The following is a 13,353-nucleotide window of genomic DNA, read 5'->3' as shown; positions in this document are numbered from 1 at the left end:
ACGCATCTCTCGCACCATCTCCCGCTGACGCCGGACCCCGTGCCGCCCCGTTGCCGTCCCGCCGCCCTCCCCTGCCCCGCCGCCGGCCCTCCCTTCTCCCGTACCTGCCGTCCCACCTGCCCCTTTCCTGCTCTCCCACCCCTTTCTGCCGAAACGTGACTCGTCTCCTTCCCGAGCAGATCCGCGCCGAGCCGTCCCCGCTGGAGCGCTTCAACTCGATCCCGGCCGCCGAGGCCCGCCGCATCCTGCTGGGCTGCCTGCACAGCCCACACTGGGCCGAACGGGTGACCGCGCACCGGCCGTACCCCGACCTGGGCTCCCTGCTGGCCGCCTCCGACGAGGCCGCCTACGACCTGGCCCCCGCGGACCTCTCAAAGGCCCTGGCGGGCGAGACCCTCGCAGCGCTGCCGGAGGACGCGTACGAGGCGGCGCACCTGGCGCTGGGCGCGGCCCACGCGGCCTACGAGGCGAAGTTCGGGCACGCCTTCGTGATCTGCCTGGACGGCACGCCGCCCGCCGAGGCGCCCGACCGCACCCTGGAGGCCATCCGGTCACGATTGGCGAACGATCCCGAGGACGAACGGGTGCTGGCGGCGGAGGAGCTGCGGCGGCTCGCCGGGGGCCGCCTGGCGGCGCGGCTCGCCCCGGGCGGGCCGGCGGCGGACGGACGGCGGCGGACCGGCCCACGGCGGGGTGACCGGCAGCGGACCGGCTGACGGCGCACCGGCCGGCCACGGCCCCGCCTCCCGGACCGCCCCGCCCGACCGCCGCCCGACCGCCGCCCGACGGCAGGCCGGGAGGCGGACGCGAGCACGGCGACAGGCCGGGAGGCGGACGCGAGCCCGGCGACAGGCCGGGAGGCAGGCCGGGGAGACGGCCCCGGGCGGCGGACCGCCCCACGGCCAGGGCGGGGCGGGGCGGGGCCGGTCACGGCGAGGGCCTGGGCGAGGCAGCAGGAGCGAGGCAGCAGGAACGAGGCCGCCGGGGCGGAGCGGCCGGAACGAGGCGGCCGCCGGGCCGGGGTCCGCGGCTCCGTCGCGAGGCGCGACCGGCCGTGCGCGGCACGCGACCGGCCTCCGCCGCAGAACCCCGCAGATGCCCAGAAAATCACCCGTCCGCGTGCCACTTTGATCACAGAGGCAGGCCCCGCCTCAGCCCGGCCGCAGCGCGTCGCTACGATGCTGGGGGCCGGTGGACCGTACCCGGCCGGGCCCGACCGACAGTGAAGCCGGCGCGGCCCTAGTCCCCGCTCCCGGAGGGTCTTCCGTGCCGGCTGGAACGCTGTACCGCGGCCGGGAAGGAATGTGGTCCTGGGTGGCTCACCGAGTCACCGGCGTCCTCATCTTCTTCTTCCTGTTCGTACACGTACTGGACACCGCTCTCGTGCGTGTCTCCCCCGAGGCCTACGACAACGTCGTGGCCACGTACAAGACGCCGATCGTCGCGCTGCTGGAGTACGGCCTCGTCGCCGCCATCCTGTTCCACGCGCTCAACGGTCTGCGCGTCATCGCCGTCGACTTCTGGTCGAAGGGCCCGCGCTTCCAGAAGCAGATGCTCTGGTCCGTCGTGGGTCTCTGGGTGGTGCTGATGGCCGGTGCCGTCTACCCCGTCCTCGGCCACGCCGCTCGTGAACTGTTCGGGAGCTGACGCGCATGTCCACGACTGAAATCAAGGCCTCCGGCATCGGTCCCGTGGAGGGCGAGCCCCTCTACGGCGTCGACAACCCGGCGCCCCTCATCGAGGCCCCCCGCAAGCGCACCCAGAAGACGCCGCGCTCGACCCGCGGCAACTTCGAGATGGCGGCCTGGCTCTTCATGCGCCTGTCCGGCATCGTGCTGGTCGTCCTCGTCATCGGCCACCTGGTGATCCAGCTCGTGCTGGACGGCGGCGTCTCCAAGATCGGCTTCGCGTTCGTGGCCGGCCGCTGGGCGAGCCCGTTCTGGCAGGTCTGGGACCTCGGGATGCTGTGGCTGGCCATGCTGCACGGCGCCAACGGCCTGCGCACGGTCATCAACGACTACGCCGAGCGGCCGAACACCCGCCTGTGGCTGAAGGGCCTGCTCTACACCGCCACGGTGTTCACCATCCTGCTGGGCACGCTGGTGATCTTCACCTTCGACCCGAACATCCGCTAGGCACGGGGCTGAGGAATACCTGATGAAGATCCACAAGTACGACACCGTCATCGTCGGTGCGGGCGGCGCCGGAATGCGCGCCGCGATCGAGTCGACGAAGCGCAGCCGCACCGCGGTGCTGACGAAGCTGTACCCCACCCGGTCCCACACGGGCGCAGCGCAGGGCGGCATGGCCGCCGCGCTCGCCAACGTGGAGGAGGACAACTGGGAGTGGCACACCTTCGACACGGTCAAGGGCGGTGACTACCTGGTCGACCAGGACGCCGCCGAGATCCTGGCGAAGGAGGCCATCGACGCCGTCCTCGACCTGGAGAAGATGGGCCTGCCGTTCAACCGGACCCCGAACGGCACCATCGACCAGCGCCGCTTCGGCGGCCACTCCCGCAACCACGGCGAGGCCCCGGTCCGCCGGTCCTGCTACGCGGCCGACCGCACCGGCCACATGATCCTCCAGACGCTGTACCAGAACTGCGTCAAGGAGGGCGTGGAGTTCTTCAACGAGTTCTACGTCCTGGACCAGCTGATCACCGAGGAGGACGGCGTCCGGAAGTCCGCCGGCGTGGTCGCCTACGAGCTGGCCACCGGCGAGATCCACGTCTTCCAGGCGAAGGCCGTCATCTACGCCTCCGGCGGCTGCGGCAAGTTCTTCAAGGTGACGTCCAACGCGCACACCCTGACCGGTGACGGCCAGGCCGCCGTGTACCGGCGCGGCCTGCCGCTGGAGGACATGGAGTTCTTCCAGTTCCACCCGACCGGCATCTGGCGCATGGGCATCCTGCTCACCGAGGGTGCCCGCGGCGAGGGCGGCATCCTGCGCAACAAGGACGGCGAGCGCTTCATGGAGAAGTACGCGCCCGTCATGAAGGACCTCGCCTCCCGCGACGTCGTCTCCCGCTCCATCTACACGGAGATCCGCGAGGGCCGCGGCTGCGGTCCCGAGGGCGACCACGTCTTCCTGGACCTCACCCACCTGCCGCCGGAGCAGCTGGACGCCAAGCTGCCGGACATCACCGAGTTCGCGCGGACCTACCTCGGCATCGAGCCCTACACGGACCCGATCCCGATCCAGCCGACCGCGCACTACGCCATGGGCGGCATCCCGACCAACGTCGAGGGCGAGGTGCTGTCGGACAACACCACCGTCGTGCCCGGCCTGTACGCGGCCGGCGAGGTGGCCTGCGTGTCCGTGCACGGCGCCAACCGCCTGGGCACCAACTCGCTGCTGGACATCAACGTGTTCGGCCGGCGCGCGGGCATCGCCGCCGCCGAGTACGCGCAGCGGGCCGAGTTCGTCGGACTGCCGGAGCACCCGGCGACGTTCGTCGAGGAGCAGATCGAGCGGCTGCGTGCCTCCACCGGCACCGAGCGCGTGGCGCAGCTGCGCCGCGAGCTGCAGGACACCATGGACGCCAACGTCATGGTGTTCCGCACCGAGCAGACGATCAAGACGGCGGTCGAGAAGATCGCCGAGCTGCGCGAGCGCTACAAGAACGTGGCGATCCAGGACAAGGGCAAGCGGTTCAACACCGACCTGCTGGAGGCGATCGAGCTGGGCAACCTGCTCGACCTCGCCGAGGTCATGGCCGTCTCGGCGCTGGCCCGCAAGGAGTCCCGCGGCGGTCACTACCGCGAGGACTACCCCAACCGCGACGACGTCAACTTCATGCGCCACACCATGGCGTACCGCGAGGTCGGCGCCGACGGGTCGGAAACCGTCCGTCTCGACTACAAGCCGGTCGTCCAGACCCGCTACCAGCCGATGGAGCGTAAGTACTGATGGCAACCCCTGTTCTGGACAAGGCCGAGGCGGAGGCCGCCGCGTCCCCCTACATCACGGTCACCTTCCGGATCCGCCGCTTCAACCCGGAGGTCTCGGCCGAGGCGACGTGGCAGGATTTCCAGCTGGAGATCGACCCCAAGGAGCGCGTCCTCGACGGCCTCCACAAGATCAAGTGGGACCTGGACGGGACGCTGACGTTCCGCCGCTCCTGCGCGCACGGCATCTGCGGCTCCGACGCCATGCGGATCAACGGCAAGAACCGCCTGGCGTGCAAGACGCTGATCAAGGACATCAACCCCGAGAAGCCCATCACGGTCGAGCCCATCAAGGGCCTGACGGTCCTGAAGGACCTGGTCGTGGACATGGAGCCGTTCTTCCAGGCGTACCGGGACGTGATGCCCTTCCTGATCACCAGGGAGACCAACGAGCCGACGCGCGAGCGTCTGCAGTCGGCCGAGGACCGCGAGCGCTTCGACGACACGACGAAGTGCATCCTCTGCGCGGCCTGCACCTCCTCGTGCCCGGTCTTCTGGAACGACGGCCAGTACTTCGGCCCGGCGGCCATCGTCAACGCGCACCGCTTCATCTTCGACTCGCGTGACGAGGCCGGCGAGCAGCGCCTGGAGATCCTCAACGACCGTGACGGCGTGTGGCGCTGCCGTACGACGTTCAACTGCACGGACGCGTGCCCGCGCGGCATCGAGGTCACCAAGGCGATCGCCGAGGTGAAGAAGGCGCTGATCACGCGCCGCTTCTGAGCCGGTGGAGCCCCGCGCCGGGGGCCCTGCTCCGTCCGGAGCAGGGCCCCCGGCGTTTTCCGCGCCCCTGCGGCCGCCCGGCGCCACCGGGGACCTAATCTGACGACATGTCAGACGAAGAGTCGTACGAACTGCTCGGGTTCGACCACGTCCTCCTCCCGGTCGGGGATCTCGCCGAGGCCGTGGACTTCTACCTGCGCGCCGGTCTCACGCTCGGCTTCCGGCTCGACGAGGCCGGGATCGCCCTGCTGAGGGTGGGCGGCGAGATGCCGGGCGTGCTGCTCCGCCGGGAGGACGGGCTGGGGCACCGGCCGCCGCCCTGGCCCTCGGTGCGGGTCTGGCTGGAGGTGCCGGACGCGCGCACGGCGGCACGCAGGCTGCGGGAGGCCGGGGTCGGCCTGCTGGACGAGCCGTTCTCCGGGGCGACCGGGTGGACGACGGAGGTCGCCGACCCCTGGGGCAACGTCATCGGGTTCACGGACTACACCAAGCGTCCGGAGCTGAGCCGGAGGCCTTGAGGCGGCCGGCCCGGCGGGGGCGAGGCGGAGGCGGTCGGGTGCGGGGCGCTCCGCTGGGGGGCGCTCCGCTGGGGGGCGCGGGTGACGTGGGTCGGCTGCGGCGCCGTTGTGGCCGGTCGCGCAGTTCCCCGCGCCCCTTCCGGGTGCGGCCCCGCCGGTGGACCCCGCCCGGCACGCCCGGCCGACCCCGCACAGGCCCGCACCGGGCACCCCGCCGGGAGCAGCCCCCCCCCCCGATGACGCCGGTCGGCTGCGGCGCCGTCGTGGCCGGTCGCGCAGTTCCCCGCGCCCCTTCCGGGTGCGGCCCCGCCGGTGGACCCCGCCCGGCACGCCCGGCCGACCCCGCACAGGCCCGCACCGGGCACCCCGCCGGGAGCAGCCTCCCCGACGGCGCCGGTCGGCTGCGGCGCCGTCGTGGCCGGTCGCGCAGTTCCCCGCGCCCCTTCCGGGTGCGGCCCCTTCGAGGTGGCGCGATCCGGCGTGATTTTGACATGCACCCTTCCAAAATGGGGGCGAGGTTGGCACGCTGCCCCCCGCAGCTCGACCCCACACAGAAGGAGTTCGCGTGCGAGGCATATCCCGCATACCCGGAACCCTCCTCGGCGCCCTGACCGGCGTCACCGCGCTGCTCGTCACCGGTGTCCTGGCCGGCCCGGCGGCCGCCGCCCCCGCGGCCCCGCCCGGCCCCTCCGAAGCACGCGTCCCGGCCGCAGCGCAGCAGAAGGCGCGCGACTTCTGGACGCCGCAGCGGATGCGCGAGGCGAGGCCGCTGGACCTGCTGAGCGTGGGCAGGCACGCCGCGGCCGGCGCCGCCCCCCGCGCGGGCACGCCCAGCACGGTCCCGCCCACCACGGCCCGGCCGGGCCTCGACCTCGGCGTCCAGGCGTTCCCCAACGGCGGCGGGGCCTGGACCGGCGGCGGCAGGGTCGTCTCCACGGCGGGCCGGGTGTTCTTCACCTACCAGGGCCGCACGGCCTCCTGCTCCGGCAACGCGGTCACCAGCACCAACCGCAGTACGGTCATCACCGCCGGCCACTGCGTGAAGCTGGACGGCGCCTGGCACACCGACTGGGTGTTCGTGCCGGGTTACCACGACGGCCAGGCCCCCTACGGCCGGTGGAGCGCCGCCAGGACCCTGTCCACCCCGCAGTGGACCGCGAGCGAGGACATCAACTACGACATCGGCGCGGCGGTGGTGTCCCCCCAGGGCGGGCAGTCGCTGACGGACGTCGTCGGCGGGCAGGGGCTGGCCTTCAACACCGGCTACAACATCCCGATGTACTCCTTCGGCTTCCCGGCCGGCTCCCCCTACGACGGCGAGAAGTTCATCTACTGCAGCGGCAACACGAGCCGGGACTTCCTCTTCTCCCGCGACCACGGCATGGCCTGCGACATGACCGGCGGCTCCAGCGGCGGCCCCTGGTTCACGCAGTTCGACGAGGCCACCGGCACCGGCCTGCAGTCCTCGGTGAACAGCTTCAAGTACAACTTCCTGCCGAACCGGATGTACGGCCCGTACTTCGGCGCGGACGCGCAGAACCTCTACCAGACCGCGCAGTCCTCCTGACGACGCCCCGGAGGCGCCCCCGAAGGCACCCCCGAACGCACCCCCGAGACGGGGCGCGAGGGACCGCGTGGCCGGCCGACGGCGCCCCTGCCGCCGGCCGGCCGGCGGCCCGGTCCCGGCGCCTCCGGCCGAGAGCCTAGGCTCAACGTGTGCCCTCGAAGAACGACCGTCCCGAGCCCAGCAAGTCCGAGCAGACCCGCGCGCTGATCCTGCGGACGGCCATGCGGCTGTTCCAGGAACAGGGCTACGACCGGACGACCATGCGGGCCATCGCCCGCGAGGCCGGGGTCTCGGTCGGTAGCGCGTACTACTACTTCGAGGGCAAGGAGCACCTGATCCAGGGCTTCTACGACCGGATCGCCGCCGAGCACCGGGCGGCGGTCCGGGAGGTCCTGGCCCGCGAGACCGACCTGGAGGCGCGCCTCGCGGGCGTGCTCACGGCGTGGCTGGACATCGCCACGCCGTACCACGAGTTCGCGGTGCAGTTCTTCAAGAACGCCGCCGACCCGGACAGCCCGCTCAGCCCCTTCTCGCCCGAGTCGGAGCACGCGCGGGCGGAGGCGGTCGCGGTGCACCGGGAGGTGCTGGCGGGTGCGACCCGCACCAGGGTCCCGGAGGAACTCCGGGACGCCCTGCCCGAACTGATGTGGCTCTCCCAGATGGGCCTGGTGCTGTACTGGATCTTCGACCGCACCGGGGGCCGCGAGCGCAGCTACCGCCTCGCCCGGCGCGGCGCCCGGCTGACCGCCCGCGGAGTGGCCCTCTCCCGATTCCGGGTCCTGCGCCCCCTGGTCCGCGAGGTCCACGAACTGTTCACGGACTTCCTGCCCGGCATGACCAGGTCCGCGCCGGCCCCCGCCCCGGACCACGGGAACGGCGGATGATCCCGCTCGGGTGAGCGGTCCGCAGCGGGACAGGCCGGCGGCGGCGCACCTACGATGACGTTCTCGGCACCAGCCCACGGGAGGCACGTGTTGTCCGCAGCATCCGTCGAGCGGGCCCATGAGCACCGTCCCCTCCTCGGGGAGGCAAACCGGCTCAAGGAGTGCAATCCGGGCTACGGCGTCGAGATCGTCGGAGGCCAGATCCTGGTGAGCCCGCCCCTGGACGGCCCGCACGCCCGCGTGCTGACGCAACTCATGCGCCCCTTCGTCACGGCGGGGCCGGACGACGACGAGACCTGCGTGCTGCAGGGGTGGGGCTGTGGCTTCCCAGCGGCGCCGAGGACTACGCCGTCCCCGGCCTCGTGGTCGTCGACGCCGACTTCGACGACCGTCCGGCCGAGAACAACTGCCACGCCCCGGCCTGCTTCCGCCTGGTCCTGGCAGTGACGTCCGGCAACCTCCGGACGGCCCTGCGCGTCGAGGTCGCCTCGTACGCCGGGGCCGGTGTCCCCGTGTACGTGATCGTGGATCGCACGCACCAGCGGCTCCACATCCTCACCGAGCCCGCCGGGGGACGAGTACACGGGGCACCGCGTGCACGCCCCCGGCGAGGTGGTGTCGCTGCCCGACACGATCGGTGCCAAGGTCTCCCCCGACGCGGAGCAGGTCCTCAGGGCCGGTCGGCCGACGGCCGGTTGAGGGGGTCGGGGCCGGCCTCCCCCGTCGGCTGCGCCTCGTGTGCCGGGGGCTGCCCGGGGCCGGGAGTGAACCGGCCTCCGCGCGCGGGCGTGTGCGTCAGATCCAGTCCAGGCGCCACAGGCGGAAGACGCCGGTGCCGTCGGAGAGGTACTGGCCGCCGCCGACGTCCAGGCTGGTGACGACGTACTCCTTGCCCTGCCACAGCGGGATGACCGGGACGTCTTCGGCCACGGCCCGCTGGAGTTCCTTGAAGGACTTCACGGACTCCCCCCGGTCGGCGTGGCGCTGGCTCTCCCGGACGAGCCGGTCGACGGTCTTGCTGGAGTAGCCGGTGTTCATGGTGCCGTCGGTGCCGACGAGGGGGGCGCCGAAGGTGTCCGCGTCGGGGTAGTCGGCGACCCAGCCGACCGCGTAGGCGTCGAGCTTGCCGCCCACCCAGCGCTTCTGGAAGTCGGTCCACTCGTACCCCTGGAGGGTGACCTCGAAGAGTCCGTCCTTCTCCAGCTGCTTCTTGATCGCGCGGGCCTCGGCCTCGGCGGCGCCCCGTCCCTCGCCGTAGCCGTAGGTGAACCGGACGGGGAGGTTTACGCCGGCCTCGGTGAGCAGGGCGCGGGCCTTGGCAGCGCTCTGCTGGGGGTAGGCGTCGAAGAACGAGGTGGTGTGGCCGGTGATGCCGGCCGGGATGAGCGAGTAGAGCGGGTCGACCGTGCCGTCGTAGACGTTGACGGCGATGTCCTCGCGGCTGATCAGCCAGGCCATGGCCTTCCGGACGCGCACGTCGTGCAGGGGCCTGCCGTCGCGGGTGTTGAGGTAGAGGTTGCGGATCTCCGCGCCGTCCGCCTCGGAGAAGCGGATCCCCGGGTCGCTCGGGGAGAGCCCGGCGAGGGTCTTCGGCGGCAGCTGTCGGGCGGCGACCTCGACGTCGTGGGCCTTCCAGGCGTCGCCGAGGGCCTCGGAGTCCTCGAAGTAGCGCAGTTCGACGGGCTTGCCGGTGGTCTTCAGAGCGCCGCGGTAGCTGCCGTTGGGCCGGAGGACCGCGCTCTCGTCCTCGGTGAAGGAGGCGAGGGTGTACGGGCCGGTGCCGTCGACGGCGTCGCCCTCGCGCAGGGTGTCGGCCGGGTACTTCTCGCGGTCGACGATCGCCCCGGCGCCGGTGGCGACCTTGAGCGGGAACGTGGCGTCGGCGGAGGACAGCCGGAAGGTGACGGTGCGGCCGTCGGCCTCGACGGAGTCGAGCGTGCCGAACAGCGAGGCGGGGCCGACGTCGGAGTTGATGCGGACCATCCGGTCGAAGGAGAACTTCACGTCCTCGGCGGTCATCTCGCGCCCGCTGGGGAACTTCAGCCCCTCGCGCAGTTCGCAGGAGTAGACGCGCAGGCCGGTGCCGTCGAACGCGCACGAGTCGGCCGCGTCGGGGACGGGTTCGCCGCTGCCCGGCTCGAAGGTCAGCAGTGACTGGAACACGTTGCTGAACAGAGCCCAGGAGCCGGCGTCGTAGGCGCCGGCCGGGTCGAGCGACGTCACCGCGTCGGTGGTGCCGACGGTGATCGGATCGTCTCTCTCGTCGTGGGACGGCAGCAACTGCCAAGCCCCCACCCCTACCACCGCGATCACCAGCAGTGTCACGAGAATGCGCATGCGAACCGACCGCACCCGTGCCCCTCCCCAGGCCTGTCCCAGACCGCCTCCCCAGCGGCCGCGATCAATTAATCACATCGGACGGAAGTGGCGGAAGAGTCATCAGGGGGGTTGAGGAAGAACTTACCCGAAGTTGTTATCGGAACGTTTCAAAGGCCGTTCTCGGCCAAATCGAATCGGGTCGGGCCGGCTCCCCGTGTGCGGGACCCGGCACACGGGGGCCGGCCCGTGGGAGCCCTGCGCACAGGGGCCCCGCGCACGGGGCGGGCAGGGGCCGTACGGCCGCGGGCGTGACGGGTCCGCCGGGCGGTACGGCCGTACGGCCGCAGGGCGCGGCGGCGACGGGGAGGCGGCTGCCGGGAGTACGGCGCGCGGAGGAGGCGGCCGCGGGGCGGGAGGCCGCGGGAGGCGGGAGGCCGCGGGAGGCGGGAGGCCGCGGGAGGCGGGAGGCCGCGGGAGGCGGGAGGCCGCGGGAGGCGGGAGGCCGCGGGAGGCGGGAGGCCGCGGGAGGCGGGAGGCCGCGGGAGGCGGGAGGCCGCGGGAGGCGGGAGGCCGCGGGAGGCGGGAGGCCGCGGGAGGCGGGAGGCCGCGGGAGGCGGGAGGCCGCGGGAGGCGGGAGGCCGCGGGAGGCGGGAGGCCGCGGGAGGCGGGAGGCCGCGGGAGGCGGGAGGCCACAGAAGCCGCGGGGCCGCCGGGTGCCGCCGGGTGCCGCCGGGTGCCGCCGGGTGCCGCCGGGAAGGGGACAGCCCGCAGAGGGGCGGCCCGCGAGGGAACGGCCCGCAGGCGAACGGCCCGCGGGGTACGGCCCGCGCGGGCGCGGCGGCGTTATGACGTCCGGCGCAGTGCGCGCAGTCCGCGCAACCCGATGCCGCCGATGACCGTCCCCAATACGAAGGAGACGACCGCCAGCAGCAGGTGCACCCAGAAGTACCCCGTCGGGTCGCCGTCCTCGAAGGCGAGCCCGCTGCCGTCCTTGACCAGGTTCTTGACGAAAGTGATCCAGATGAACCAGCTCCACACCCCGAAGGCGAGCAGGAACCAGGACACGGGGCGGCTGAGTTTCATACGTCCAGTATCACCGTCGGGGAACCCGGCCCGGTCCGGGGGCGGGGAGGGGCGGCGTGCGGTGCGGCAGGCCGGTGCCTGTACGTTCTCGGTCGTGCCCGCATCCAAGAACACGGTGAGGCGGTCCCTGCTGGTCGCGTCCGCCGCCGCGCTGCTGTCCGTCCCGCTGACCGCGCCCGCCGCCCTCGCGGCGCCCTCGCCGGCGCCGACCGGTTCGGCGAGCCCGTCGGCGTCGGCGACTCCCCCGGCGGCCATGTCGACCGTCGGCGGCGCCCGGCTCGGCCGGCCCGGCACCCAGGTGGAGCTGGCGCCCGGCGTGCCGGTGCTGCCCAAGGACCTGACCGCACGGTCGTGGATCGTGGCCGACGCGGAGTCCGGGGAGGTGCTCGCGGCGCACAACGCGCACTGGCGGCTGGCCCCGGCGAGCACGCTGAAGATGCTGTTCGCGGACACCCTGCTGCCGAAGCTGCCGCCCGGCACGGAGCACAAGGTGGTCCCCTCCGACCTGGCGGGCGTCGGCGCCGGCTCCAGCCTGGTCGGCATAAAGGAGGACGAGACGTACACCGTGCACGATCTGTGGCTGGGCGTGTTCCTGCGCTCCGGCAACGACGCGGTGCACGTGCTGTCCGCGATGAACGGCGGCGTCGACGCCACGGTCCGGGCGATGAACGAGCACGCCGAGGAGCTCCAGGCGCTGGACACCCGGGTGGTCAGCCCCGACGGCTACGACGCCCCGGAGCAGGTCTCCTCCGCCTACGACCTGACCCTGTTCGCCCGCTCCGGGCTGCAGAAGAAGGACTTCCGGGAGTACTGCTCCACGGTGCGAGCCCAGTTCCCCGGCGAGACCGGGAAGGACAAGAAGGGCAAGCCGGTCCGCAAGTCCTTCGAGATCCAGAACACCAACCGGCTGCTGACCGGCGACTACGACATCTCGCAGTACCAGGGCATCGCGGGCGTCAAGAACGGCAACACCACCAATGCGGGCGCGACCTTCACCGGGGTCGCCGAGCGCGACGGCCGGGTGCTGCTGGTGACGGTGATGAATCCGGAGAAGAGCGACCACAACGAGGTCTACAAGGAGACCGCCCGGCTCTTCGACTGGGGCTTCAAGGCGGCCGGCAAGGTCGAACCGGTCGGCGAACTGGTGGCCCCGAGGGGAGCGACGGGCACCGGGTCCGGCGCCTCGCCCTCCACCGGGGCGGCCGGCGCGGACGACGGCGCCGCCGCCGGCGCGGGGGACGGACGGCAGCAGGCGGCGGTCGGGGCCGCCGGCTCGGGCTCCGGCGGCGCGGGCGTCGCGGTGGCGGTCACCGCGGGTGTGCTGGCGCTGCTGGCGGCCGGGGTGTTCCTGGTCAACCGCCGGTGGCCGGTGCCGGATCGGATGCGCCGTCGCCGGTGACCTCGCCGGGCCCCTCCTCGGCCGCCTGCTCGGCGCCGGCGTCCTGCGTCGCCGTCCAGGCGGCACAGAACAGCAGCAGCTTCGCCATGAAGTTGATCCACAGCAGCAGCGCCACGGGCACTCCGAACGCGCCGTACATGCTCTTCGCCGCCACGCCCTGGATGTAGCCGCTGAGCAGCAGCTTCAGCAGCTCGAAGCCGACCGCGCCGATCAGCGCCGCGACCAGCAGGCTGCGGCGCTGCGGCTCGACGCGGGGCAGCAGCGTCAGGACGTAGAGCAGGACGAGGAAGTCGGCGAGCACGGCGACGGCGAACGCGGCCATGTGCAGCAGGACGCTGCCGGCACCGCCCTTCTCGATGCCCAGCAGGTCGACGATCCAGCCCACCGCGCTGGAGGCGATCGCGGACACCACGAGGGTCAGCAGCACCGCGCCGCCGAGCCCGAGCAGCACACCGGCGTCCTTCGCCTTGCGCAGCAGCGGGTTGTCCTCCTTGTCGGGCAGCTCCCACACCGCGCGCAGGCACTCGCGCATGGAGCCGACCCAGCCGATGCCGGTGAGCAGCAGCAGGGCGCCCGCGATGAGGCCGACCGTGCCGGCGTTGTCGATGAGTCCGCCGATGTTCAGCTGGTCGGAGATGCCGGGCACCTGCTCGGCGATCTTGTCCTCCAGCTCGTCCTGGCGGCTCTTGCTCAGGGTGGCGGCGCCGATCGCGGCGGCCAGGGTGAGCAGCGGGAACAGCGCGATGAAGCTGACGAACGTCATCGCGGCGGCCAGCCGCGTCCACCGCACGCGGTCCAGCCGCTCGTACGACCACCAGGCGTGCGTGGTCATGAGCCAGGTGATCGCCGGTCCGGCGACGGGGAGCTTCTTCAGCCAGTCCATGATCCGACTCTGCCCTGTGTGTGGAAG

Annotated in this window: 12 protein-coding genes and 1 pseudogene; 10 read left to right on the top strand and 3 right to left on the bottom strand. The window is 72.6% G+C overall.

Going from position 1 to position 13,353, the window contains the following annotated elements:
- The first annotated feature begins 155 nt into the window (after window positions 1-155).
- From AC5K6T_RS01605 to AC5K6T_RS01565, 9 genes and pseudogenes are all read left to right on the top strand, one after another.
- On the top strand, window positions 156-716 hold the full coding sequence (locus AC5K6T_RS01605; protein WP_493204950.1) for a 2-oxo-4-hydroxy-4-carboxy-5-ureidoimidazoline decarboxylase: 561 nt from the start codon (window positions 156-158) through the stop codon (window positions 714-716).
- Between the two features lie 550 nt (window positions 717-1,266).
- On the top strand, window positions 1,267-1,647 hold the full coding sequence (gene sdhC, locus AC5K6T_RS01600) for a succinate dehydrogenase, cytochrome b556 subunit (protein WP_493204949.1): 381 nt from the start codon (window positions 1,267-1,269) through the stop codon (window positions 1,645-1,647).
- A gap of 5 nt (window positions 1,648-1,652) precedes the next feature.
- Window positions 1,653-2,135, top strand: coding sequence for a succinate dehydrogenase hydrophobic membrane anchor subunit (locus tag AC5K6T_RS01595; RefSeq protein ID WP_493204948.1), 483 nt, complete (start codon window positions 1,653-1,655; stop codon window positions 2,133-2,135).
- Between the two features lie 22 nt (window positions 2,136-2,157).
- Entirely contained in the window at window positions 2,158-3,912 is a 1,755-nt protein-coding gene (gene sdhA, locus AC5K6T_RS01590) for a succinate dehydrogenase flavoprotein subunit (RefSeq protein ID WP_493204947.1), read from the top strand.
- Window positions 3,912-4,673, top strand: a complete 762-nt coding sequence (locus AC5K6T_RS01585; protein WP_493204945.1) for a succinate dehydrogenase iron-sulfur subunit — start codon at window positions 3,912-3,914, stop codon at window positions 4,671-4,673. Before sdhA ends, AC5K6T_RS01585 begins: the two co-directional genes overlap by 1 nt.
- A gap of 107 nt (window positions 4,674-4,780) precedes the next feature.
- Window positions 4,781-5,191 carry a VOC family protein gene (locus AC5K6T_RS01580; RefSeq protein WP_493204943.1) on the top strand — a complete coding sequence of 137 codons (411 nt, stop codon included), beginning with the start codon at window positions 4,781-4,783 and terminating at the stop codon, window positions 5,189-5,191.
- Window positions 5,192-5,756: 565 nt separating this feature from the next.
- On the top strand, window positions 5,757-6,758 hold the full coding sequence (locus tag AC5K6T_RS01575) for a trypsin-like serine peptidase (RefSeq protein WP_493204941.1): 1,002 nt from the start codon (window positions 5,757-5,759) through the stop codon (window positions 6,756-6,758).
- A 149-nt stretch (window positions 6,759-6,907) separates the two neighbouring features.
- Entirely contained in the window at window positions 6,908-7,642 is a 735-nt protein-coding gene (locus AC5K6T_RS01570; protein WP_493204939.1) for a TetR family transcriptional regulator, read from the top strand.
- Window positions 7,643-7,732: 90 nt separating this feature from the next.
- Window positions 7,733-8,341, top strand: a pseudogene (locus tag AC5K6T_RS01565) (Uma2 family endonuclease).
- Window positions 8,342-8,437: 96 nt separating this feature from the next.
- On the opposite strand, the gene AC5K6T_RS01560 reads toward AC5K6T_RS01565, so the two are convergent.
- Together AC5K6T_RS01560 and AC5K6T_RS01555 are read right to left on the bottom strand one after the other, a co-directional pair.
- Complete coding sequence (locus tag AC5K6T_RS01560; RefSeq protein WP_493204937.1) at window positions 8,438-9,979, bottom strand: ABC transporter substrate-binding protein; 1,542 nt, start codon at window positions 9,977-9,979, stop codon at window positions 8,438-8,440.
- A gap of 825 nt (window positions 9,980-10,804) precedes the next feature.
- Window positions 10,805-11,044 (bottom strand): SCO4848 family membrane protein, encoded by a 240-nt coding sequence (locus AC5K6T_RS01555; RefSeq protein WP_493204936.1) that lies wholly within the window; start codon window positions 11,042-11,044, stop codon window positions 10,805-10,807.
- 94 nt (window positions 11,045-11,138) lie between these two features.
- Here AC5K6T_RS01555 and AC5K6T_RS01550 point away from each other — a divergent pair, with 94 nt between their 5' ends.
- A complete protein-coding gene (locus AC5K6T_RS01550; protein WP_493204935.1) occupies window positions 11,139-12,443 on the top strand; it encodes a D-alanyl-D-alanine carboxypeptidase family protein in 1,305 nt (434 codons plus the stop codon).
- On the opposite strand, the gene AC5K6T_RS01545 is transcribed toward AC5K6T_RS01550, so the two are convergent.
- Window positions 12,397-13,326, bottom strand: a complete 930-nt coding sequence (locus AC5K6T_RS01545; protein WP_493204933.1) for a YihY/virulence factor BrkB family protein — start codon at window positions 13,324-13,326, stop codon at window positions 12,397-12,399. The genes AC5K6T_RS01550 and AC5K6T_RS01545 overlap by 47 nt on opposite strands.
- Window positions 13,327-13,353 lie beyond the last annotated feature (27 nt).

This window comes from Streptomyces sp. B8-7, assembly GCF_058833805.1.
Note: the sequence above shows the minus strand (reverse complement) of the source record. Positions and strands in the feature narration are given on the sequence as shown.